Below are 24562 nucleotides of genomic sequence, written 5' to 3' on the forward strand. Positions count from 1 at the left end.
GTCTTGGGTTACAAATTGGATTCTCAGCTTACTATTTACCAAGAATAAAAGATGTATTTTGTGGAATAAGTTTGAATTATTAAATTATTAACAAAAAAAATTGTTAAAATTATACAAAATATAATGCCGATTTGAATAATCTGTGATATACTTAGAAAGTAGTGTGTGATAGCATTGCTTTCTTTTTAGTTTAGAAATAATAAAATTATAGGAGGATGACGAAATGGCAAGATTTACGTTACCTAGAGATATTTATCATGGAAAGGATGCATTAGATGCATTAAAAACTTTTAAAGGAAAAAGGGCGATGATCTGTGTTGGCGGTGGCTCTATGAAACGCTTTGGATTTCTGGATAAAGTAGAAAAGAATCTGAAAGAGGCAGGAATGGAAGTTCAGTTATTTGAAGGCATTGAACCGGATCCGTCTGTTGAAACAGTTATGAAGGGTGCTGCTGCCATGCTGGAGTTTGAACCGGACTGGATTGTAGCAATCGGCGGAGGTTCTCCGATCGATGCGGCAAAGGCAATGTGGATCAAATATGAATATCCGGACATTACATTTGAAGATATGTGTGAGGTATTTGGTATTCCTTCCCTTCGTAAAAAAGCTCATTTCTGTGCAATTTCATCTACTTCAGGAACTGCAACTGAAGTAACGGCCTTTTCAATTATCACGGATTATCAGAAGGGCATCAAATACCCGATCGCTGATTTTGAGATCACACCGGATGTAGCGATCGTTGATCCTGAGCTGGCAGAGACGATGCCGCAGAAGTTAGTTGCTCATACCGGTATGGATGCAATGACACATGCGATCGAGGCATATGTATCAACCGCAAACTGTGATTTCACAGATCCGCTTGCATTACATGCTATTAAGATGATCCAGAATGATCTGGTTGGTTCTTATAACGGAGATATGGAAAAACGTGACGCAATGCACAACGCTCAGTGCCTTGCAGGTATGGCATTCTCAAATGCGCTTCTGGGTATTGTTCATTCTATGGCACATAAAACAGGTGCAGCATTTGCAGATTATGGTGCACACATCATTCACGGTGCGGCAAATGCAATGTATCTGCCGAAGGTCATCGCATTTAATGCAAAGGATGAAACTGCAAAAGAAAGATATGGAGTGATCGCAGACTTTATGGGACTTGGCGGTGATACATTAGATGAGAAGGTAACACTTCTGATCAACTATCTGCGTAAGATGAACGATGATCTGAATATCCCACACTGTATCAAACATTATGGTGCTGACAGCTATCCGGCAGAGCAGGGCTTTGTACCTGAGAATGTATTCTTAGAGCGGTTGCCTGAGATCGCAGCAAATGCAATATTGGATGCATGTACAGGATCAAATCCAAGACAGCCGAGTCAGGAAGAGATGGAGAAACTCTTAAAGTGCTGTTATTATGATTCAGAGGTTGATTTCTAAAAGTAATTGATTTATAAGAGGTACAATACTGATATAAAATAAGAAACCAGGGTATTTTTGGAACAAATTCCGAAAATACCCTTTTAAAATGTCAGGTAAAACTTGATTTCTCAGGGATAGCACTTTATACTGGAAAAGTAGTGTGCCTTTATGGAAACGAATGTAGCAGAATGCTTATCATAGGGCATAAAAAACAAAAGAAAATTTTGGAGGAGAGAAATTGAAGATCAAAAGAAAACAGATTGCGATGCTTATATTCATTGCGATCATAATCGCACTCATGGTGGTAACCGGTAAAACACCGGGGGAGATCGCAGATCCGGAGAATTATCAATGTAAGACCTATGCAACGATATTATCTCTGCTTCCACCGGTTATTGCGATCGGTCTGGCACTGATCACAAAGGAGGTTTATACCTCATTGCTTGCAGGTATTATCACAGGTGGATTATTATATTCAAATTTCAATCTGGAGTTAGGTATCAATACCATGCTGTTTAATGAAAACGGCGGTATGATCGCGAAGCTTTCAGATTCAGGAAATACGGGTATTCTGGTATTCCTTGTTATGCTTGGTATTCTGGTATCCCTGTTAAATAAAGCAGGAGGCTCTGCGGCATTTGGAAAATGGGCATCAAAACACATTAAGACAAGGATTGGTGCACAATTATCCGTTATGGTTCTTGGAATCCTGATCTTTGTAGACGATTATTTTAATTGTCTGACTGTAGGAAGTGTCCTTCGTCCCGTAACAGATCGTCATAAAGTATCAAGAGCCAAATTATCTTATATTATTGATGCTACAGCAGCACCGGTGTGTATCATAGCACCGATCAGTTCATGGGCTGCAGCTGTTACATCATCCGTACCGGAAGATGCTGGAATTAACGGATTTGCAGTATTTATCCAGACAATTCCATATAATCTGTATGCGCTTCTTACGTTAGTCATGGTACTTGGAGTAACCATTCTTCGTGTTGATTTCGGTCCGATGAAGAGACATGAAATGAATGCGATCGCAGGGGATCTGTTCACAACTCCGGGAAGACCATATGAAGATAATGAAGAAGAAATTTTAAAAGAAAATGCACATGTGCTGGATCTGATTCTGCCGGTTGTTGTGCTGATCATAAGCTGTATCATTGCAATGGTATATACAGGTGGTTTCTTCAGCGGAACATCATTTGTAGATGCATTCGCAAATTCATCCGCATCGGTTGGCCTGGTGCTTGGTGGTGCTGTTACACTGGTATTTACGTTTATTTATTTCATGCTGCGTGATACCTTATCCTTCCGGGAATTTACGGAATGTATACCGGAAGGTTTCAAATCAATGATCGCACCGATCCTGATCCTTACAATGGCGTGGACACTTTCCGGTATGACGAATCTCCTTGGCGCAAAGGTATATGTAGCTGATCTGGTATCCAGTTCTGCCGGTTCCATGCAGGGCTTCCTGCCGATGATCATATTCATTGTTGCAGCCTTACTTGCATTTGCCACCGGAACGTCATGGGGAACCTTCAGTATTCTGATCCCGATCGTGATCGGCGTATTCCCATCCGGACAGATGATGGTAATCTCTATCGCATCCTGTCTTGCAGGTGCGGTATGTGGTGACCACTGCTCCCCAATCTCAGATACAACGATCATGGCATCTGCCGGAGGACATTGTGAGCATGTAAACCATGTATCTACACAGCTTCCATATGCAATTGTTGTAGCTGCAGTATGTATGGTTGGATATCTGCTGATCGGAATTCTTCAGGCTGCGAAGCTTGCCGCACTTTCATGGCTTGCGCTTCCGGTTTGTATCGTGCTGTTATTTGTAGTTCTAATGCTTATTCGTGCAAAAACCGGACGTGAAGAGGTTTAGGTTTCGAATATTTTCACCGAAACGTATGGACATATTTAAGAGCGTACGACCTGAATTCGAAAAACTTGCCAGATTATAGTAAAGGAAATTAGTAGTAAAATATGTTAGAAACAATTGAATCAATCAACAACGTAGTCAATAACTTTATATGGGGTGTCCCTGCCATGATCTGTATTATTGGTGTCGGTCTGGTGTTAAGCTTCCGAACCCGGTTTCTGCAGATCAGGAAATTCCCATATGCGATGAAAGTTACGATCGGGCGAATGTTTCGAAAGAAACAGGCTGCCGATGGAGCCATGACACCGTTTCAGGCGGTGTGTACCGCGCTTGCGGCTACGGTCGGTACAGGAAATATAGCAGGTGTTGCAGGAGCGATCGCTATCGGTGGACCGGGCGCCGTCTTCTGGATGTGGATATCCGCACTTCTTGGTATGTGTACAAAGTTTTCAGAAGTAACACTCGCCGTTCATTTCCGGGAGAAGAATGATAAGGGCGAATTTGTCGGCGGACCGATGTATTACATCAAGAATGGTCTGAAGAAGCACTGGCACTGGCTTGCATATTTGTTTGCAGCATTTGGTGTGATCACAGTATTCGGTACAGGAAATGCCACACAGGTAAACACGATCACGACAGCGATCGATTCTGCATTATTTAATTATGGAATTATTTCAAAGGATTCCGCGTCAACCATAAATCTGGTCATCGGTATTGTGCTCGCAGTCCTGCTTGCATTGATCCTGCTTGGCGGGATTAAGAGAATCGGACAGGTAACAGAGAAGCTGGTACCATTTATGGCGCTGTTCTATGTGGTGCTTGCGCTTGGAGTCGTAATTTTAAATATCAATCATGTGCCGGCAGTATTTAAAGAGATTGTGGAAGGCGCATTTTCACCGGCGTCAGTAACCGGTGGTGTTGTTGGAAGCTTTTTCATGAGCATGAAGAAGGGTGTATCAAGAGGTATCTTTTCAAATGAGGCCGGGCTTGGTACAGGTTCAATCGCACATGCATGTGCAGATACAAGAAAGCCGGTAAAACAGGGATTCTTTGGAATCTTTGAAGTATTCGTAGATACTATAGTTATCTGTACCCTGACTGCATTGGTTATACTTTGCAGCGAAGTGCCGATCACATATGGACAGGCAGCGGGCGCTGAGCTTACGATCAGTGGGTTTACTGCTACATATGGCAACTGGGTATCACTTTTTACAGCTGTGGCGATGTGCTGTTTCGCATTTTCAACTATTATTGGTTGGGGATTATATGGTGCGAGGTGTATCGAGTTCCTGTTCGGAACAAAGGTAAATAAGCCGTTTATGTTTGTTTATTCACTGGTTGCTATCGTTGGTGCAACCTTAGATCTTGGATTGCTCTGGAGTATTGCAGAGACCTTCAATGGTCTGATGGCGATACCAAACCTGATCGCAGTATTCTTGCTTTCCGGTGTAGTTGTGAAGCTTGTCAGGGAGCATTTTGATCCGGAAGCAAGGGAAGAAGCATAATAAAAATAACAGATAAATAAAAATAATAGATAAACAAAAAACATCTAATCGGATAACAGATATGAATATGTCGTTAACCGATCGGATGTTTTTTTGCTTTATGGAAAGTCTTATTGTATAAAGCAAGGAACTTCAGATTAAAATTTCGTCAAATCAAAATTTTTTCAAAAAATATAAATTTGTGTCAACTTTTTCTCATCCTTAAACATCTAAATAATAGAAAACAAAGTAAGAAATACTTTTGAGATAGATAAGGAGGAACGGATAATGCGTCAGAATAGGAATAGAGTCAGATTACAAAAAAGAAGAAAGATGTTCTTAATGCAGCAAAAGAGAAAGAGAAGGAGAAGAAGACAGCAGATATTTATGCGTGGAACGGCAGCAGCAATGCTTCTGTTTGCGTTCTGCATCAGTATTCGGTTCATACATATGGCGAAAGACAGACCGATTGTAGAAGGATCAACGCAGGAGCCTGTGACAACAGAGGTAAGTACGACAGAGACAAGTACGACAGAGAGTTCCGGAACCGGTAATGTGAAAGAGACATTGCTGACAGGCCGGGGCGATGATACTACAACAGGATCAGTAAAAAACATGGATTTAAAGAGCAATGACAAATCAAATGAATTTTCGGATGCGGTATTTGTCGGAGATTCCAGAACGGAAGGCTTCGTGTTACAAACCGGTATACAGACAACCGCATATGTACACAAGGGATTAACTGTTGCAAGCGCATATACCGCAAAAGTAATCCATCAGGACGATGAAGACCGGTCAGTGATGGAGGCACTTGCCAGAACAAGATATAATCGTGTATATTTAATGTTTGGAATCAATGAGACAGGCTGGATCAGTAATGATATATTTATCTCAGATTACAAGCAGATCATTGATGATATTAAGGCACAAAATCCATCTGCAAAGATATTTATTCAGTCGGTACTTCCGGTAAGTAAAGCGGTATCGGATTCCGGCGGATATGTCAGAAATGATAAGATCGCGGAATATAATAAACGATTAGAGCAGCTTGCAGCGGATGAAGGTGCTACATTTGTGAATGTGCAGGAAGCGGTATCAACAGATGGAGTTCTGCCGGATGATGCGGCCACAGATGGAATTCATCTGAATAAGAAATATTGTGAAAAATGGCTCACATATCTGGAGGAACATACACTGGATAAATAAAAATATTAACAGAGGGAACAGAACGTGAATGAGCGTAGTATTTTAAGAAAAACGAAATATCAGAATGAACGTGCCGGTTATAAAAAGCAGGAATCACAAGATACGGGAATCCGGTCAACTATAGTGATACGATTTATTGAGGATAATCAGGAGAAGTTTTATCGGATGGCATTTGGCTATATGAAGAATGAACAGGATGCTTTAGATGCGGTTCATGATGCGGTCGTTAAGATACTGCAGAACCGGAGCCAGGTAAAAAGTCCGGAATACTTTGAAACATGGGCGTATCGTATACTGATCAATGAATGTCTGATGGCTTTGCGAAGGCAAAAAAAGGTTGTCTATCTGCAGGAGGATGATTCACTTGAAGACAGTACAGACAGGACGGGAAAGCAGGAGGAATATGTCGATCTGTATCATTCTATGGATCGGCTTCCGGCAAAATTGAAAACAGTCGTTCTTTTGCGTTTTTTTGAAGATATGCAATTTGACAAGATCGCAGAGGTTACAGGAGATAATATCAACACAGTAAAATCAAGGTTGTATAAGGCTTTGAAACTCTTAAAGCTGGATTTGGAGGTTTATGATGAAGTTTAATAAAGAGGAATATGAAAATATAAAAATCCCGGAACAATTGAATTCCATAGTTCAGGATGCGATAGAAGAAGGGCTGACGACAGAGAGCACAGGGATGTCGGATCAGAAGCCTGTTAATATATATACGAGACGGAAGAAACATATACTGCGTTATGCAGGAGAGGCCGTAGCTGCAATGTTTTTGATATTTGTGGTTCTGCTGAATGTATCTCCGACGTTTGCAAAGGCAGCAGCAGATACGCCGTTTATCGGTCCTGTGTGTCAGGTATTTACCTTCCGGGAATATGAATATGCGGATGAAGCCAAATATGTAAATGTGAAAGTTCCGCAGTTGAATAATACCGGAAATTCCGAACTGGAAAAGCGTGTGAATCGTGAGATAGCAAAGATGATCAACCAGGAAGTGGAAGCAAGTAAGAAGCGTGCGGAAGAAGAGTATAACGCTTATATATTAACCGGGGGAGATCCGAAGAACTTTATCCCATATGATATCGTTATTGACTATGAGGTCAAATGTCTGGATGAACATTATGTATCTTTTGTGATCAGTGAAAATGAGACCCGGGCAACCGGTTATTACCAGATGTTCTATTATAACATTGATCTGGATACAGGAAAGGATATTACATTAAAAGAATGGTTTGGCAGCAATTATAAGAAGATCATAGCCGATGAGGTTCAGAAGCAGATCAATACCTGGGACGACGAAAAGAAATTCTATCTCTGGGAAGATTTAGATCTGGAAGATTTGATCAATGAAGATACACAGTTTTATATCAATGACAAGGATCAGGTTGTGGTATTTTTTAATAAATATGAGCTGGGTGCAGGAGCAATGGGAACGCCGGAATTTATAATTGATGTATCAAAATAATATAAAATAAAAAGCTGTAAAGGAAGTGTGAAATCTTTATAAAAGAGATTGACATTTCCTTTTTTTCTGGCTATATTGTTCTAAAAGAAACTTAGCACTCTTATATAGCGAGTGCTAATAGCTTTTCCTGCATAAGCAATACCAAAAGCTGTGTCAACACAGGTCAGCGGCAATTGCTGCGATAATTTGCGAAACTTGGAAATAATACAGGAAAAGGCAGTACATATATGTAGAAATTACAGGTACCTGCCGGAAAGAGAGGAGACATATGAAAGAAGTAAAATCACCCAAGAAGCCGTTGATCTTCTATTATGGGATCGTGCTGGTCGTTCTTCTGGTTTTTAATATGTTTATTTATCCGCTTCTGATGAAGATACAGGTCAAGGAAGTAGATTACGGAACATTTATGAAGATGATCAATGAGAAAAATATTGGTGAAGTAGAGGTGGATGATTCTGAGATCATCTTCACAGACAAGGATAAGAACACATACTATAAGACCGGAGCTATGGATGATCCGGGACTGACGGAACGGTTATACGATGCCGGAGCGGTATTTTCAAAGAATGTCGATGAGACGGTATCACCGGTCTGGCATTTCCTGTTGACATTCCTTCTTCCGATCATTATATTCATCGGACTGGGTCAGTATTTCAGTAAGAAGCTGATCGAACAGGCGGGCGGTAAGAATGCGATGTCCTTTGGAATGGGCAAGAGCAATGCCAAGGTATATGTGCAGTCAACAAACGGTATCCGTTTCTCGGATGTCGCAGGAGAGGATGAAGCAAAAGAAAATCTGGCAGAAATCGTTGATTATTTGCACAACCCTGCGAAATATACGGATGTCGGTGCTTTGATGCCAAAAGGTGTCCTGTTAGTAGGTCCTCCGGGAACCGGTAAAACAATGCTTGCAAAAGCAGTTGCGGGAGAGTCCAATGTACCGTTCTTCTCGATGTCCGGTTCGGAATTCGTAGAAATGTTTGTAGGTATGGGTGCCTCCAAGGTCAGAGATCTGTTCAAGCAGGCAAAGGAAAAAGCACCATGTATCGTATTTATCGATGAGATTGATGCGATCGGTAAGAAGCGTGACGGACAGATTGGAGGAAATGATGAAAGAGAACAGACCTTGAACCAGCTCCTGACTGAGATGGATGGTTTTGAAGGAAACAACGGCGTTATCATCCTGGCGGCAACAAACCGACCGGAATCGCTTGATCCTGCACTTACCCGTCCGGGTCGATTCGACCGTAGAGTTCCGGTTGAACTTCCGGATCTGAAAGGAAGGGAAGCAATCCTTCAGGTACATGCCAGAAAGATTAAGGTTTCGGATGATGTGGATTTCCATACGATTGCAAGAATGGCAGCAGGAGCTTCCGGTGCAGAGCTGGCAAATATCGTAAATGAAGCAGCTCTTCGGACAGTACGGGCAGGCAGAACGATCGTTACAGAAGCAGATCTTGAAGAAAGCGTAGAAGTAGTTATCGCAGGATATCAGAAGAAGAATGCTGTTTTATCAGATAAAGAAAAGCATGTGGTTGCCTATCATGAGATCGGCCATGCGCTCGTAGCGGCCATGCAGTCGCACTCGGCACCGGTACAGAAGATCACGATCATTCCGAGAACCTCAGGTGCGCTCGGCTACACCATGCAGGTGGAACAGGGAGACAAATATCTGCTGACAAAAGAAGAACTGGAAAATAAGATTGCAACCTTTACCGGTGGACGTGCAGCAGAGGAAGTGATATTCGGTGAGGTTACGACCGGAGCATCGAATGATATCGAGCAGGCAACGAAGATCGCACGGGCGATGATCACCCAGTATGGCATGAATAATGACTTTGATATGGTTGCGATGGAGACGAGAAATAATCAGTATCTTGGTGGGGATACATCCCTTACCTGTTCACCGGAAACCCAGCGGGAGATTGACCGCAAGGTTGTAGAACTGGTGAAGGTTCAGCATGAAAAAGCGCGTAAGATTTTAGAGGAGAACCGAGAAAAGCTGGATGAACTGGCAGCCTTTTTATATGAGAAAGAGACGATTACAGGAGACGAATTTATGAGCATTTTACAGGATAAGAGGTGAGAATTATGAGGAAACGAACAGAATTTGGCTGGATGGAGCTGATACTGGGAATCATACTCACTATACTTGGTATCTTTACGATGATCCGTCCTGAAAGTATGTTGAACAGTATTGTCATCTGTTACGGAATCGTGGCAGCAGTCAGCGGTATAGCAGATATTATATTCTATGTAAAGATGGAGCGGCATATGGGAGTTGTACCGACAGTATCCCTGACCTCTGGCATCTTAAGTACCCTGCTTGGTATGATGCTGATCCTCTGTCCGGGAGCCACACAACGGTTAGTAATCTGGCTCTTTGCACTCTGGATCATTATGCACAGTATATCCAGACTGTCCCATATCAGCACAGTACGGTATTTTGCAGGTAACAGCTTCGGACTTGTATCCCTGTTGTTGAATATCATCGGTATCGTGATCGGAGTTATGCTTCTGATAGAACCGATTATGGCAGTTGTCGCATTCGGTTATCTGATCGGACTGTATCTGATCGTGCTTGGAATTGATAGTATTGCATCAGCACTCAGCAAAATGGGATCAGACTGGTAGGCGTGAATAATTCGAATCATAAAAAATACATTTCCAGTAGAATCTCGTCGAGAAATGATGTATGATTGTACTAATTGTTTGTTAAGGACGAAAGCAATCTCAAGGAGGAACTACAGTTGAATTTCTTAGAAGAAAGAATTGTAAAAGACGGAATTGTAAAAGAAGGAAATGTATTAAAGGTTGACAGCTTTTTGAATCACCAGATGGACATCCGGTTATTTGACCAGATCGGTGAAGAATTTAAGAAGCGTTTTGAAGGAACGCCGATCAATAAGATTCTCACGATCGAGGCATCCGGAATCGGGATCGCATGTGTGGCAGCGCGACAGTTTGATGTGCCTGTTATCTTTGCGAAGAAATCAAAAAGCATCAATATAGAAGGCGAAGTGTATGTGGCAGAGGTAGAATCCTTTACCCATAAATGTAAGAATCAGGTTATCGTGTCAAAGAAGTTCTTGAATCCGGACGACAATGTTCTGATCATTGATGACTTCCTTGCAAATGGCTGTGCCCTTCAGGGACTGATCTCTATCGTGACATCAGCCGGTGCAAATGTTGCGGGAATCGGTATCGTAATCGAAAAAGGCTTCCAGACCGGCGGACAGATCATCCGGAATCTGGGATATCATCTGGAATCCCTTGCAATTGTAGACGAGATGGATGCAGCGACAGGAAATATCATTTTCCGGGAGCAGTAGGAAGCAATGACAAAGGTTGTAAATCGTTTCCCGATCGTAGCCTTGTCCCAGAGGAGTAATTAAAGGAGTTTTTTATGGCAGAACAGAATGAGAAAGATTCTGTGCAGACAACCTCCGGCAGTGGAGAGCACAGAGAGAAAGATTTATCCATTATGGATTACAGTAAGACCTATGGAGGAATCTCCAAACGGTTTTCAAATGTAGCAAATGAGAAGATGGAGACACCGAAACCTGTTGCGATCGGAAGAGTTCTGATCGGACTTATGGCGGTGCTTCTGATATGGGCAAACTTCCAGCCGTTCGTTCAGGCGACTGTGGATGGAACAACAGAATCCGTCAATTTCCTGAGTGGAGACGGAATCCTTGTTATATTTTTTGCATTGATCACAAGTATTATAATGGTATTTAAAAATGCAAGAAAATGGACGTTACTTACAGCGATCCTGACTCTGGCTGTGATCATGATCGATCTGGTCAATACAATGGTTCAGATTAAGAATAATACCAATGGCGATATAGTCTATAGCCTTGGCTATGGAACCATCTTCCTGCTGATCGGTGCGATCGTTATGGTAGTCGGCGCAGCAATGATTCTGGTGACAGACTTGAAGAATAAGAAGAAATAATTAAAATATTTAATAATAAAAAGGCTTCCCACTGATGCATGGGCTATATCCTTTATTTCACAGAACACTTGCGTTCTATTTTTCACGTAACGGTACTAAGTTCACTGCTTATCGCAGTTCACTAAGGACCGACGTGAAAAAAGGTCTGTTCCATAAAGATATAAGCCCATACATTAGTGGGAAGCCTTTTTTTAATTTAACAGCCTAAACCCAGATATTTGCAGATCATATTCCAAAGATCTGAACAGTTACAATTCATACACATAATAAGATCCTCCTGTTGTAATTTATAAATGTATCGATCGAGTACAATGGAATTGTAATAATTCTGTAACATTTTCGCAATATGAAACGATTACCAGTTTGATTTTTAAATGTGGAAATATGCATGTAGTTTATTACAAAGACAGAAAAAGGCTTCCTGTTAATATTGCAGATATATCAAACCTGTTTGCAAAGTATTGTTTTGAGCAAAATGGACGAGAGTATTATTATTATGAAGCAAGCCTGCCCCCTCTGTGTAACTTCGAACTAAACTCGGTCCCCTCGTTAAGGTCTCAGTTTATTCGCGTTGGTACTTAGGCTGCGTATTTTGCAGCCTTATGTACCATTACGTCGAAGGTAGAGCGGAAGCGTCTTGCGGAATAATAGATGATACTCTTGTTCATTTTGATATAAATATTTGAGTGAACAGGTTTGATTTAGCTACATGGATCCTTTCAGGAAGCCTTTTTCGTATGTAAAAAACAAAAATTTCCACTTGAAAAATCGAACGTAAGTTCTTATAATAAACATATGTTCGAAATACAAGCAAATAAAACTATACAGGAAAAATTACATATACTGGCGGATGCGGCGAAGTATGATGTGGCATGTACATCCAGCGGTGTGGATCGAAAAGGAAAGGAAGAAATGCTCGGAAATGCACGATCCTGCGGAATCTGTCACAGCTTTGCATCAGACGGGCGCTGTATCTCTCTGCTCAAGATTCTGATGACGAATCATTGTATTTATGACTGCAAGTATTGCGTGAACCGAGTATCGAATGATGTCAAGCGTGCCACTTTTACGCCGGAGGAGATCTGTGAACTGACGATCGAATTTTATAAAAGGAATTATATAGAAGGGCTGTTCTTAAGCTCCGGTGTGATCCGTGATCCGGCATACACGATGGAGCAGATCTGTATAACCTTACAGCTCCTTCGTACAAAATACAGGTTCAACGGATATATTCATGTAAAGACGATTCCGGGTGCGCCGGATGAACTACTTGCGGCTGCCGGATTTCTGGCCGACCGCATCAGTGTGAATCTGGAGCTGCCGACTGCGGAGAGCCTAAAGAAGCTTGCTCCGAATAAGAGTTTCCAGACGATCATGACTCCGATGGGGAAGGTGCGTGATACGATCGCAGAGACAAGAACCCTGATAGGGAAAGATGCAAGAATGGAACGCAGTCTGGGGAATCGTTACCTGCCGGGAAGTATATTCGGGAAAGAACAGTTACGGCTGACCGGAGCACAGAGTAATGGAGGCGGCTCTCTTTGGAAGAAAGCTGCTTCCTTTGCTCCGGCAACTCAGGATACATGGAAGCCACGGGCATTTGCACCGGCAGGTCAGAGTACACAGATGATCATTGGGGCATCCGATGAGAGCGACTATACGCTGGTTCAGACGACACAGAAGTTATACCAGAACTATGATCTGAAACGTGTCTTTTATTCCGCCTATATTCCGGTAAATGAGGACTCGGCACTTCCGTCTCTTGCGACTCCGGTTCCGCTTCTGAGAGAACACCGACTGTATCAGGCAGACTGGCTGCTGCGGTTTTACGGATTTCAGGCAGATGAATTGTTGTCGGAGGAGCGACCGAATTTTAATGTCCGGATGGATCCGAAATGTGCCTGGGCGATCCGGCATCTGGAACAGTTCCCGATCGAAGTGCAGACAGCTTCTTATGATACGCTGCTTCGGGTGCCGGGGATAGGACCGAAATCAGCAGGCAGGATCGTAAAGGCGAGACGGTACGGACATCTGGAATTTGACCATCTGAAGAAGATGGGCGTGGTGTTGAAACGGGCGCATTATTTTATTACCTGTGGAGGACGGATGATGTATAAGATACCGATCGAAGAGCAGTATATTACCGGACAACTGATAGGCGAGCATGCAAAAGAAAACTGGCAGGTAGAGCATAAGGAAGAAGAATATAAGCAGTTATCCTTTTTTGATGCTCAGGGAGTATTTGGAGTTCCAAATTGATTTGTGGATAAATGTAAAATCCTATTTAAGAATAGACGATTGTATGAAGAAATATTGTCAGGATAGATTTTATAGATAGATGAGGATATAGATGGGAGAATGTAAATATGAGGATATTTACCTGTAAACATCAATTAGAAGATATGATGACCTGCATCTATGATGCATGGGTCTATGCACTCCGGGTCGGACATGATAAGGTGCAGTTACGGACGGAGCCGATCGTGCAGGCAACTTTATTTGACGAGTATGTCCATGTGGATGCCGATGCAGAAAAGACGGAAAAGGTTCTGCGTTCCGTTCGAAATAAGATTGGGATGCAGGCATATATCGATGTGTATTATGCCTGTCTGATGGAAGATGATGTACTGGACGATATCTACCGGTTTTTGCGGATCGGATTTCAGGCAGGACCAAGGGTGATCGGGATGCTTGCAGAGCCTCCGGTCAGCCGGATGCTGGAGATTCGGCGGGCAGTTGGAAATGAAATTCATCATTTTCGGGAATTTGCCAGATTCAATTCGATTGATAATAAGGTGTATGTCTGTCATCTGGAACCGAAGCATGATGTGATCTATCAGGTGGCAGAGCATTTTGCAGACCGGATGCCGGATGAATATTTTATGATCCTTGATGATAACCGGAAGTATGCGGTGATCCATCCGGGAAAACATTACTCAGGGCAGCAGGCAGATAGAAAAAGAGAGATTTCAGAACAGAACCGATATATGAAGGAAAAGGCTCAGAAGATGTATTTGCGGGAGTTGTCCGATGAGGAAATGAAGATGCTACGACAGACGGAATTATTGAAGGATGAATATACCGAACTCTGGAAGACCTTCTTTCATACGATTGGGATTGAACAGCGGAAGAATCCGACCTGCCAGCGGAATCTGATGCCGATATGGAAGCGGAAGCATGCGGTAGAATTCATGCAGTAAACAAAAAGAATAAAATTTACTAACTTTTAGTAAAAATTTAGCAAAAACTATTGATTAGTTTTTATTCTCGTGTATAATGATGATAGTGGTTATCGTAACAGAGAATCCGGTACCGATAAATGTTGTGATAACCGAAGATTAAGAATTTATTTTACAGGAGGATTATGATATGAAGATCTTAGTAACAGGTGGTGCTGGTTATATTGGAAGTCATACCTGCGTTGAATTATTAGAAGCAGGATATGATGTAGTAGTTGTTGACAATCTGTATAATGCGAGTCCGAAAGTAATTGGAAGAATAAAAGAGATAACAGGAAAAGACGTAACATTTTATGAGAAGGATATCCGTGATCTGGATGCAATGAATGAAATCTTTGCAAAAGAAAAGCCGGATACAGTAATTCATTTTGCAGGCTTAAAGGCAGTTGGTGAGTCTGTTCGTAAGCCACTCGAATATTATGAGAATAACATTGCGGGTACATTAACACTTTGCAAGGCAATGCGCGAGAATGGATGCAAGAACATTATCTTTTCATCATCTGCAACCGTATATGGCAATCCTGCATTTATTCCGATCACAGAGGAATGTCCAAAGGGTGTCTGCACAAATCCTTACGGCTGGACCAAGCATATGCTTGAGCAGATCCTGACAGATATCCACACAGCAGATCCGGAATGGAATGTAATCCTGCTTCGTTACTTCAATCCAATCGGAGCACATAAGAGCGGACTGATCGGAGAAGATCCAAAGGGTATTCCAAACAACCTGCTTCCTTATGTAGCACAGGTAGCGGTAGGAAAGCTTCCTTGTCTTGGTGTATTCGGTGATGACTATGATACACCGGACGGAACAGGTGTCAGAGATTATATTCATGTTGTAGATCTTGCCAAGGGTCATGTAAAAGCGATCAATAAGATCAAAGAGAATCCGGGTGTAAAGATTTACAATCTGGGTACAGGAAAAGGATACAGCGTTTTAGATGTTGTTAAGGCATTTGAGAAGGCATGCGGCAAGAAGATTCCTTATGAGATCAAGCCTCGTCGTGCAGGCGATATCGCAACCTGTTATTCTGATGCAACTCTTGCTAAGAAAGAACTTGGCTGGGAAGCAGAATACGGAATTGATGAGATGTGCGCAGATTCATGGAGATGGCAGAGCATGAATCCGGATGGCTATGGTGCATAATGAAAATATTCAGTAAATAAGTAACAGACAGGCAATTGTAAACGTGCCGGAATACAGGGCATAGAGAAGATACAATTGCCTGTTTGTTTAAGATAGAAAGGGGTTAGTTTATATGGCTGAATATACAGCTTCAAAGACCAGATATACAGAGACAGAAGGAACGGATTTTTACCGTCATTGCGGTAAAAGTGGTCTGATGCTTCCTCCGATCGCACTTGGTCTCTGGCATAATTTCGGTAGTGTAGATAATTATGAGAATATGAAACAGATGTGCTTTACCGCATTTGATCACGGAATCACACATTTTGATCTGGCAAATAATTACGGTCCGGTATATGGAAGCGCAGAGGAAAACTTCGGCAGAATCCTCCGGGAAGAAATGAGTGCTTACAGAGACGAGATGGTGATCAGTACAAAAGCAGGATTTGATATGTGGGAAGGTCCTTATGGCAACTGGGGCAGCCGCAAATACCTGATCGCGAGTCTGGATCAGAGCTTAAAGAGAATGGGACTTCCATATGTAGATATCTTCTATCATCATCGCATGGATCCGAACACACCATTAGAAGAAACGATGGAAGCACTTGCACAGATCGTAAGAAGCGGTAAGGCTTTATACGTAGGTCTGTCGAATTATGACGGCCCGACGATGGCGAAAGCAGAGCGGATTCTGGATGAACTGCATTGTCCGTTTATCATCAATCAGAATCGTTACAATATTCTGGATCGGACAGTTGAGAAGAACGGACTACTGAAGCAGACATATGCATCCGGAAGAGGACTGATCTGCTTTTCTCCACTGGCACAGGGTATGTTAACCGATAAATATCTGCAGAATATTCCAAAGGACAGCCGGGTGGCAAGAGACGGACGGTTCCTTCATGAGGATCAGGTCGTATCGATGCGTCCGCTTCTGACAGAGTTAAATGATATTGCAGCAGGCTATAATATGAGCTTGTCAGAGCTTGCGATTGCATGGCTGCTGAACAAACCGGAGGTTACAACCGTTTTGATCGGTGCATCGAAGCCGGAACAGATACTCAGTAATCTGAAGGCTGCTGAGAAGCAGAGAACAACCGAGATGGAAGCAGAGGAACTGGCACTGATCGAAAAGGCGGTCAACCTTTATCACGCATAGAGGATAAGTGTTATTTGACTTCACTTCAAAAAAGAATATAATATAAAAGACAGTTCTGAAAAGTATTTTCTGACAGAGAATGCTTTTGAAAGTATTGACGGAACAGAACGGATCATATTGTATGTTATTTTGAAAGAGGAAGACGGTATTGCAGGCACATCAGACAGATTTCTCAAGTGGAAATGTATATAGAAATATTATAGAAGTAGCTGTACCAATGATTCTGGCACAGCTACTTAATCTTTTATATAACGTGGTTGACAGGATCTACATCGGACGGATCCCGGAAGTCGGTACAACTGCACTGACAGGGGTAGGTCTGTGCTTTCCGATCATTTCACTGATCACCGCCTTTACCTATCTGTATGGAAATGGAGGTGCACCGCTTTGTTCCATGGAACGCGGTAAGGGTAATGATGAAGAAGCAGAGCATCTGATGGGAAATGCTTTTACGTTATTGATCGGAACAGGAATTGTATTGACGATTATCGGGCTGATCTTTTATAAGCCGATTCTTTATCTGTTTGGTGCAAGTGATGATACATTCCCATATGCAGGCTCCTATATTCAGATCTATCTGCTGGGAACGGTATTTGTCATGGTATCGGTAGGAATGAATCCGTTTATCAACAGTCAGGGCTTTGGAAATACAGGGATGATATCGGTTCTGATCGGAGCAGTTTTAAATATAATACTGGATCCTATATTTATCTTTGTTTTAAATCTGGGAGTAAGAGGAGCGGCTATTGCGACGATCATTTCTCAGTTTTGCTCGACAGTATGGGTACTTGTATTCCTGACCGGAAAACGGGCAGTGCTTCATTTGAAATGGAGCTGTATGTGGCTGCAGTGGAAACGGGTTTTGCGGATCATCAGTCTGGGAGTATCCAGCTTTATCATGGCATTTACAAACAGTCTGGTACAGGTTGTATGTAATGCGACACTTCAGGTCTATGGTGGGGATATCTATGTGGGCGTTATGACCGTGTTGAATTCCGTGCGCGATATCTGTACACTTCCAGTTATGGGTATTACAAATGGTGCATCTCCGGTCATGAGCTTTAATTATGGAGAAGGGGCATATGAGAAGGTACGGAAAGCCATCCGTTTCCTGACTATATTATGCGTAACCTATACTTTTGCGGCATGGGGCATTCTCAGATTGTTCCCGGAGCCGTTTATCCGTATATTTAATCATTCACCGGAACTGATCGCAAAAGGGGTTCCGGCATTACATATATATTTCTTTGGATTTTGTTTTATGGCATTGCAGTTTACCGGACAGAGTGTGTTCCTTGCGCTTGGAAAGGCGAAAAAGGCTACCTTCTTTTCTCTGCTTCGGAAGGCGTTTATCGTAGTGCCGCTTACCATTCTGCTTCCGAAAATCGGAAATCTTGGAGTGGATGGTGTATTCTGGGCAGAGCCAATCTCGAATCTGATCGGCGGATGTGCCAGCTTCTTTACAATGTGTGCCACGGTGTTGCCTGAATTAAAGCATGAAAAAGCTCGATTAAAAATATAAACGACCGGATAGTCAAATGCCTGTAAGAACAGGATATGATTATCCGGTCATTTTATCTGATAGAATTATTTACTCGATCTCTCGTAGTGCCTTTCTGAACTGGAAGAAGAACAGGATGGCGGTGAAGGTTACGGCGATCAGGTCTGCGATCGGTTCTGCCATGTAGACAGCCATTGTCTTATCTGCGGTGTAGATATGCGGCATAATGAAGACCAATGGGATCAACAGGACGAATTTACGCATGATCGCAACGATGATGGATGCCGGAGCGTTGCCGAGAGCATTGAATGTCATTTGGCAGGAGATCTGGATTCCAAATAAGAACATAACCGCAAGGTAGTATCTAAGTGCATCCTTGGTAAATGTGATCAGGGCTGTATCCGGGGTAAAGATGGATGCAAAAACCTGAGGAAAACATATAATGCAAAGCCATAATAAAACAGAATATGTCAGGCTGACCTTCAGCAGAAGTTTGAATGCATCCTTTACTCTGGATGCATTTTTTGCACCATAGTTATAACTGATGATCGGCTGAGCACCCTGGCCAAGTCCCTGAAGTGGGAGCATGGCGAACTGCATGACGCTGGTAAGGATCGTCATAGCACCGACGGCCATATCTCCGCCATATTTCAGAAGGGAGGAGTTGAAGCACACGGATATGATACTTTCACTTCCCTGCATGATAAAGACGGCAGAACCGAGTGCCAGACATGGCAGGATATAGGAGGCCTGCAAACCGAGGTTTTTCACACGGATGCGGAGAGTTGTCCGCTTGCCGAAGAGGAAGCTTAAGACCCAGATGCAGGAACAACCCTGAGAAATGATCGTTGCAAGGGCCGCGCCTTTTACTCCCATATGAAGTGCAAAGATAAAGATCGGGTCTAAGATGATATTCGCGATCGCACCGATCAGTACGGACAACATACCTTCTTTGGCGAAGCCCTGTGCAGTGATAAATGCATTCATACCCAGAGTGAGCTGTACAAAGATTGTGCCGATGGCGTAGATATTCATATATGAGGTTGCATAGTTAATGGTATTCTTACTTGCACCGAATGCCAGAAGCAGGTCGCGATTCCAGATCAGAAGAACAGCAGTCAGTATAACGGATAAGATGATCTGCATGGTAAAACAGTTACCGAGGATTTTCTCGGCATCGTCTTTTTTATTTTTGCCCATATAGATGGTAGCTCGTGGAGCACCGCCATTTCCGACCAGAGCCGCGAAAGCGGAGATGATCATGATAAGGGGCATACAGACACCGACACCGGTAAGTGCCAGTGAACCGTTTTGTGGGATATGACCGATGTAAATACGATCAACGATGTTATACAGCATATTGATCATCTGTGCGGCGACTGTAGGAAGTGCGAGCTTTGCCAGTAATTTGCCGATCGGTTCTTTTGCCAGAAATTCCCGGTCGGATGAGCCTGCGTTGTGGGCAATCCGGTTCGGTTGGTTGCTTCTTCCGTTTTTCGATATGGATTCTCCGCCGGTTGGTGGTGAAGCTTTTGATGTGTTGTTTGGAGAATCGGTTATGCTGTAGGTTTGTGTTTGTTTCTTCATGTATATTCCTCGTTCCTTTGATTGATGTTTTATATTGTATAAAAGTTAATTGCGATATGAGCTTGCCTGAATATAGTATTGTCCGAACTGCCCGGTATTCAGGCAGCAGTGTTGTGATCATATTATTTTAAATGTGATAACACGTTGTCATACAAACGCTTGTTATAGGATGCAAAATTCTTCTTTTCGTCATCTGAAAAACCTTCAAAGATGCAGGAGATCAGTTCGTCCTGCTTTTTCTCGATCGCATGTATAACAGGAATTGATCTATCGGAGAGCTTCAGATGAATGATTCGTTTATCATTTGTGTCCGGATGTCTGGTCAGATAGCCTTTGTCGGTGAGAGAATCAATGGCTGTGGATACATTTCCACGCTGTAGCATACGAAACTCTACGATATCTCTGGCAGTATCATGTGCCGGATTATTGTGTAAAAAAGTAATGATGATAACTTCAATCCGTGAAAGCTTATAGTCTGTCCGGATGCTTTCAAGATATTTTTCCTGAAGCTTCATCAGACTTTTTGTCATATCAAAAATATTGGATGGCGGTTGAATAGTCATATGTATTCCTCATTTTCATAAAGTTCTTTTTAGAACTATTATAACTTCAAAAATGAAAGAGTCAACCCATATATATAATTTTTATAGAAAGAGGAAAACGCAGTCAGGGTGTTATCTGGGACAAAATCTAAAGGCAAAAATATTATTGACAGAGAAAAAATAATAGATATACTAAAATTTGTACGCACAGATAGGATAGCTAAGTATAAAATTTTATTGCATACCGGATCACCTGTATTGCAGAGTTACATATAGAAATAGGATAATCAGAGGATAATATGCCGCAGATAAACGAGAAAACATGGATAATTATAGCAGTAGTAATTGCGCTTATAGGATCGCTGATCTACAATATCATTTCAGCAAAAAAGCTGAAAAAGAAAAGACAACAGTTTACAAGAAGTATTCAGTCTTCGTATACGCATATGAAGACGATCGAGGATACCAATAAAAAGATATATGAGATTTCAAATGAGATCAATGAACTGATCAGAGAACAGAAAGACACCAAAGGATATATAGAAAAAAAGAAGAAGGAGATCGAACAGATCAGACAGATGATTGTGACAAATGACACGATCCTTGACTGCACGATCTCAGATAAGCGGGATCTTGCAACAGAAAAACAGATCGCATTTACCTATAATATCCCGACCGGTTTACCGGAGATTCAGATGGAAGATGTCGACAAGATCCGTCTGTTTGCCAATCTGTTAGACAATGCGATAGAAGCAGCCGAGTCTGTACCGGCACAGGATATAAATGGGAAAAATAAAAGATACATACATATATCGATATTGAATCGTGGAAGCAACTTCTTTGTTACCATTGAAAATTCCAAAAGAACGGAGATTTCTGTTACAGAAAATCAATTCCATACAACAAAAATCGATGCAGAAAACCATGGCAGGGGTGTCCGGATTATCCGTCAGATCGTCGCCAAATACGATGGCACGGTCGAGTTTACCGACAAGGGCGATACCTTCGAAGTCGCGGTTATGTTGTAAATGGCATCTTTTTTGTTCGTAAAAGAGTTTCATCTGTGATATACTAAATCCGTTGCCACCCCTATATAGGCACAGAAAGGGGGGTTGACTTACGGAAGTGTTAGTATCGTTTATTATCTCTGTTATGGCAAGTGTAGTTGCCTACTACATATGCAAATGGTTGGACGGAGACAAATAATCGGCAACCAGCCTAAGGTTTAAGCCACCTTTGCCGAAACGGAATAGAAAAAGCCATGAGTGGCATCTCATGGCTTTTTTGTTGCCCTTACGGACTGTTAATATCGTTTTTGCCTAAACACAATATATCATATGCTCCGGTTAAAATCAAGTATTCCCTTTTTTATCAGAAATATTGTTATTTGCAGAATTTTATTTTCTGAAACATATGAAAGCAACTAGATAGTGAGAATAGAACGGGAGTGTTCTGCGGCATGAATGGATACAAGCGCATGTCATATAGTTGTCTTGTCGTTAGTTTACAACATAGCGTGCTCGGAAATGTATTTCAGGTAGGCGGCTTTGATCGGCTTGGCGTAACGCCTGCCGACAGGCAGTTTAACACCGTCAGTCAGTTCAATCTCCTGTGAGGCGGCATTTTTAACATATTCAAGATTCACCACAAAAGAACTGTGGCATTGTGAGAAACAGGCAGGAAGACGCTTACTTACAGCCTGAATGGATTCGTATACTTTGTACGATTTTTGTTCATTTGTATAGATAATGATCTCCCGCCCGATTCGTTCGATATATGTGATCGAATCGCAGGGGAGTGTATAGCGTTTGCGATTGGAAGTAATATCCAGAAATCGAGTCTTGCGTTCGACAGTAAGCCGGACTGCTTTATCGAGGGCTTTTGGCAGATATCTTTGTATGGAATCCTTCGTAACATAATATATATGACGGACTTCATAAGAGTCAGAGATATAATCGGTATGGCTGGTAAGAAAAATAACTGCACATTGCGGGCATCGTTGGTTGATCGCAGAAGCGAGGTCGATACCATTTAATTCGCCCATCTCAATATCTAAAATGGCAATATCATAGTCGAGCATATCATTTTCAAGCAACTTCTTTAGTTCTTCCGGTTTGTAAGGATTGATCACGGATGTAAATGCTGTGTAAGTATTCAGACAGGAATGTACGAAGGTTGTTGTTTCTTTTAATTGTAAATCCGAATCATCGCATAATAAAAGTTTTAAGTCCATATTTGTTGCCCCCTGCAAATAGTAATTCCCAAGAAGAATTATTTCTAATTAACTGGTAATATTATAGTAAATTTGTTAATATAAGACAAGAAAAAAGTCAGAAAATGGATGCGGGATACAGTGGCCGGAACATAGAAGGTGAGATAATAAATGAACATATGGACATTCCTGCAGGTGCTCGGAGCAGCCCTGATCACGGCATTACAATTTAATATTTATCTGGGTGCTTATATGGGAATGGATCGTGGAAGAAGAGACCGGATCTATCTGGGATTGAATATTTTAAATATGTTTTTCCTCCGCGTTTTAATAAATACAAGTATACAGCTTGATGCACCGGTATGGTTTCGCACCATCGTCTATACTTTTGGATTTGCGATGATGCTTGTAGGTGTCGTATTATACCGTAAAGAGCGCATGGTTATAAATTTGGTATCATTTATGGTGGGTATTATGACATTTGATCTTGTTACGGTGACGATGTCAGCAGTGATCGAGGAGCTGTTTGGATATGCATATAATGATACACCGGTATTATACAGTGCAAAGGCATTGCTTGTCTGGCTTGGGGTAGAAGCCTTGCGTGAGGGCCTAGGAACGATCATTGAAGTCTGGTTTATGCGGACATTTATGCCATACGGGAAGTTCCGGAGACAATCATTTGCCAGAAGCATGGTGTGGATTCTGGCTGTTGGAACCGGATATATGATGTTGGTCGTGTATTTTGTGACTATGGTAAAAGAGGTTAATCTGATGTCACAGTTTATAGCACTGGGAATCTGGGCATCTGCTTTTATAGTTACGTATCATCTGTATACGATCGTATATAATAGCTATCAAAGAAAAATGATACGTTTTCTGGAAGCAAAGATGAAGCAGCAGAAAGAGGATTATGAGAAGCTTCTGGCTGATTACAACAGGCTGCGGGATATCAAGCATGATCTGTATAATTATGTGCATATACTTGATCTGGCAGGAGATGTCCGGAAGGAACAGGAGCAGATCAGACAGTTACAGGAGGATCTGAAACCGGGAAAACAGAAGGAGTATATAAAATACACAGATCATTCAATCCTGAATCTGGCATTAAATAATGTTACATCTGTCTGTGAGGGTGCAGGTATTCATCCGGAAGTTGCAGCAGAAGAAATTCAGATTGATACAAATGTAGAACTCGACATGGGATATCTGATCGAGCGGATGGTACATAATGTTATTTTGTTGAATGAAGATCAGGGAGAGAATAAGCAGGATTCCATATCAGAGTCATTGCCCCGGACACTTCGGATTCAGATCGCACCATCGGAATCCTCAGATGGAAATATTCAGGTTGTGCTTAAGGGTATCGGACTTCGCATGAAGGGTATTGAGATGAATTCAGATAACAGAAAGGAGATACGGAATAATAAGCAGATCATCCAGTTTATTATGGAGCGGCATGAGGGATTCCAGTGGAATAACAGGAAAGAATCTCATCTGTATCTGACCGCATGAGCAGAGACCCGTATCCGGAATTTGTAGAAATATGTCGATTACGACGGAAACATTGCAGATTACGACAGGTTTATTGTATCTGATAAATGTTTTGATATAATAACTTCATAGATATATCGAAAACCGATATATTATTGAGTGGGAAAGTTCATAATATATGCATTTATGTCAGAGAGGACATATATTTTTCAGCCCAATCAGCTCTCCTTGCTGCAAGATTGTGGAAACTCAGAATGAGTGCAGTAGAT

20 protein-coding genes are annotated in these 24562 nt (G+C 42.0%); 17 read left to right on the top strand and 3 right to left on the bottom strand.

All coding sequences use genetic code 11. The features are described 5' to 3' along the window. The first annotated feature begins 223 nt into the window (after positions 1-223). From GT641_RS03640 to GT641_RS03710, 15 genes are all read left to right on the top strand, one after another. Entirely contained in the window at positions 224-1441 is a 1218-nt protein-coding gene (locus GT641_RS03640) for an iron-containing alcohol dehydrogenase (protein WP_161116838.1), read from the top strand. Between the two features lie 247 nt (positions 1442-1688). Next, entirely contained in the window at positions 1689-3317 is a 1629-nt protein-coding gene (locus GT641_RS03645) for a Na+/H+ antiporter NhaC family protein (RefSeq protein WP_192919794.1), read from the top strand. Between the two features lie 101 nt (positions 3318-3418). Further along, positions 3419-4819: a sodium:alanine symporter family protein gene (locus tag GT641_RS03650; RefSeq protein WP_161116839.1), complete on the top strand. Its 1401-nt coding sequence runs from the start codon at positions 3419-3421 to the stop codon at positions 4817-4819. 267 nt (positions 4820-5086) lie between these two features. Further along, a complete protein-coding gene (locus GT641_RS03655; protein ID WP_161116840.1) occupies positions 5087-6004 on the top strand; it encodes a GDSL-type esterase/lipase family protein in 918 nt (305 codons plus the stop codon). A 24-nt stretch (positions 6005-6028) separates the two neighbouring features. Beyond that, a complete protein-coding gene (locus GT641_RS03660; protein WP_008402317.1) occupies positions 6029-6601 on the top strand; it encodes a sigma-70 family RNA polymerase sigma factor in 573 nt (190 codons plus the stop codon). After that, positions 6591-7475: a DUF3298 and DUF4163 domain-containing protein gene (locus GT641_RS03665; RefSeq protein WP_021944519.1), complete on the top strand. Its 885-nt coding sequence runs from the start codon at positions 6591-6593 to the stop codon at positions 7473-7475. The genes GT641_RS03660 and GT641_RS03665 overlap by 11 nt, the downstream gene beginning before the upstream one ends. Before the next feature lie 268 nt (positions 7476-7743). Continuing rightward, positions 7744-9561 carry an ATP-dependent zinc metalloprotease FtsH gene (gene ftsH, locus GT641_RS03670; RefSeq protein ID WP_161116841.1) on the top strand — a complete coding sequence of 606 codons (1818 nt, stop codon included), beginning with the start codon at positions 7744-7746 and terminating at the stop codon, positions 9559-9561. Between the two features lie 5 nt (positions 9562-9566). Further along, entirely contained in the window at positions 9567-10109 is a 543-nt protein-coding gene (locus GT641_RS03675) for a DUF308 domain-containing protein (protein WP_117823009.1), read from the top strand. Positions 10110-10225: 116 nt separating this feature from the next. Further along, entirely contained in the window at positions 10226-10807 is a 582-nt protein-coding gene (locus GT641_RS03680) for a xanthine phosphoribosyltransferase (RefSeq protein WP_044945885.1), read from the top strand. Between the two features lie 74 nt (positions 10808-10881). After that, the gene (locus tag GT641_RS03685; protein ID WP_008402324.1) at positions 10882-11433 is read left to right on the top strand and encodes a hypothetical protein; all 552 of its coding nucleotides are present in this window, start codon (positions 10882-10884) and stop codon (positions 11431-11433) included. Between the two features lie 795 nt (positions 11434-12228). Then, a complete protein-coding gene (locus tag GT641_RS03690) occupies positions 12229-13692 on the top strand; it encodes a putative DNA modification/repair radical SAM protein (RefSeq protein WP_161116842.1) in 1464 nt (487 codons plus the stop codon). A 107-nt stretch (positions 13693-13799) separates the two neighbouring features. Beyond that, on the top strand, positions 13800-14633 hold the full coding sequence (locus tag GT641_RS03695; protein WP_161116843.1) for a TIGR03915 family putative DNA repair protein: 834 nt from the start codon (positions 13800-13802) through the stop codon (positions 14631-14633). A 169-nt stretch (positions 14634-14802) separates the two neighbouring features. Continuing rightward, complete coding sequence (gene galE / locus GT641_RS03700; protein ID WP_008402329.1) at positions 14803-15819, top strand: UDP-glucose 4-epimerase GalE; 1017 nt, start codon at positions 14803-14805, stop codon at positions 15817-15819. A 112-nt stretch (positions 15820-15931) separates the two neighbouring features. Beyond that, positions 15932-16957, top strand: coding sequence for an aldo/keto reductase (locus tag GT641_RS03705; protein ID WP_008402330.1), 1026 nt, complete (start codon positions 15932-15934; stop codon positions 16955-16957). A 148-nt stretch (positions 16958-17105) separates the two neighbouring features. Next, positions 17106-18479 (top strand): MATE family efflux transporter, encoded by a 1374-nt coding sequence (locus GT641_RS03710; RefSeq protein ID WP_161116844.1) that lies wholly within the window; start codon positions 17106-17108, stop codon positions 18477-18479. Between the two features lie 69 nt (positions 18480-18548). Here the strand turns inward: GT641_RS03710 and GT641_RS03715 are convergent, their stop codons facing one another. Together GT641_RS03715 and GT641_RS03720 are read right to left on the bottom strand one after the other, a co-directional pair. After that, on the bottom strand, positions 18549-20045 hold the full coding sequence (locus GT641_RS03715; protein WP_243143679.1) for an MATE family efflux transporter: 1497 nt from the start codon (positions 20043-20045) through the stop codon (positions 18549-18551). Between the two features lie 122 nt (positions 20046-20167). Then, positions 20168-20608 carry a MarR family transcriptional regulator gene (locus tag GT641_RS03720; protein ID WP_119962564.1) on the bottom strand — a complete coding sequence of 147 codons (441 nt, stop codon included), beginning with the start codon at positions 20606-20608 and terminating at the stop codon, positions 20168-20170. Positions 20609-20886: 278 nt separating this feature from the next. Here GT641_RS03720 and GT641_RS03725 point away from each other — a divergent pair, with 278 nt between their 5' ends. After that, positions 20887-21615 (top strand): GHKL domain-containing protein, encoded by a 729-nt coding sequence (locus GT641_RS03725; protein ID WP_161116845.1) that lies wholly within the window; start codon positions 20887-20889, stop codon positions 21613-21615. 476 nt (positions 21616-22091) lie between these two features. Here GT641_RS03725 and GT641_RS03730 read toward each other — a convergent pair whose 3' ends face one another. After that, positions 22092-22820, bottom strand: coding sequence for a LytTR family DNA-binding domain-containing protein (locus GT641_RS03730; protein ID WP_008402335.1), 729 nt, complete (start codon positions 22818-22820; stop codon positions 22092-22094). A gap of 150 nt (positions 22821-22970) precedes the next feature. Here GT641_RS03730 and GT641_RS03735 point away from each other — a divergent pair, with 150 nt between their 5' ends. Continuing rightward, entirely contained in the window at positions 22971-24314 is a 1344-nt protein-coding gene (locus GT641_RS03735; protein WP_161116846.1) for a coiled-coil domain-containing protein 22, read from the top strand. Positions 24315-24562 lie beyond the last annotated feature (248 nt).

Source organism: Clostridium sp. BIOML-A1 (genome assembly GCF_009874105.1).
In the GTDB taxonomy this organism is placed as follows: domain Bacteria; phylum Bacillota; class Clostridia; order Lachnospirales; family Lachnospiraceae; genus Coprococcus.

What these genes read in the sequence shown, in the direction of transcription:
- GT641_RS03640 (WP_161116838.1), top strand. Translation starts at nt 224, where the DNA reads ATGGCAAGATTTACGTTACCTAGAGATATTTATCATGGAAAGGATGCA.
- GT641_RS03645 (WP_192919794.1), top strand. Translation starts at nt 1,689, where the DNA reads ATGCTTATATTCATTGCGATCATAATCGCACTCATGGTGGTAACCGGT.
- GT641_RS03650 (WP_161116839.1), top strand. Translation starts at nt 3,419, where the DNA reads ATGTTAGAAACAATTGAATCAATCAACAACGTAGTCAATAACTTTATA.
- GT641_RS03655 (WP_161116840.1), top strand. Translation starts at nt 5,087, where the DNA reads ATGCGTCAGAATAGGAATAGAGTCAGATTACAAAAAAGAAGAAAGATG.
- GT641_RS03665 (WP_021944519.1), top strand. Translation starts at nt 6,591, where the DNA reads ATGAAGTTTAATAAAGAGGAATATGAAAATATAAAAATCCCGGAACAA.
- ftsH (WP_161116841.1), top strand. Translation starts at nt 7,744, where the DNA reads ATGAAAGAAGTAAAATCACCCAAGAAGCCGTTGATCTTCTATTATGGG.
- GT641_RS03675 (WP_117823009.1), top strand. Translation starts at nt 9,567, where the DNA reads ATGAGGAAACGAACAGAATTTGGCTGGATGGAGCTGATACTGGGAATC.
- GT641_RS03685 (WP_008402324.1), top strand. Translation starts at nt 10,882, where the DNA reads ATGGCAGAACAGAATGAGAAAGATTCTGTGCAGACAACCTCCGGCAGT.
- GT641_RS03690 (WP_161116842.1), top strand. Translation starts at nt 12,229, where the DNA reads ATGTTCGAAATACAAGCAAATAAAACTATACAGGAAAAATTACATATA.
- GT641_RS03695 (WP_161116843.1), top strand. Translation starts at nt 13,800, where the DNA reads ATGAGGATATTTACCTGTAAACATCAATTAGAAGATATGATGACCTGC.
- galE (WP_008402329.1), top strand. Translation starts at nt 14,803, where the DNA reads ATGAAGATCTTAGTAACAGGTGGTGCTGGTTATATTGGAAGTCATACC.
- GT641_RS03705 (WP_008402330.1), top strand. Translation starts at nt 15,932, where the DNA reads ATGGCTGAATATACAGCTTCAAAGACCAGATATACAGAGACAGAAGGA.
- GT641_RS03715 (WP_243143679.1), bottom strand. Translation starts at nt 20,045, where the DNA reads ATGAAGAAACAAACACAAACCTACAGCATAACCGATTCTCCAAACAAC.
- GT641_RS03720 (WP_119962564.1), bottom strand. Translation starts at nt 20,608, where the DNA reads ATGACTATTCAACCGCCATCCAATATTTTTGATATGACAAAAAGTCTG.
- GT641_RS03725 (WP_161116845.1), top strand. Translation starts at nt 20,887, where the DNA reads ATGCCGCAGATAAACGAGAAAACATGGATAATTATAGCAGTAGTAATT.
- GT641_RS03730 (WP_008402335.1), bottom strand. Translation starts at nt 22,820, where the DNA reads ATGGACTTAAAACTTTTATTATGCGATGATTCGGATTTACAATTAAAA.
- GT641_RS03735 (WP_161116846.1), top strand. Translation starts at nt 22,971, where the DNA reads ATGAACATATGGACATTCCTGCAGGTGCTCGGAGCAGCCCTGATCACG.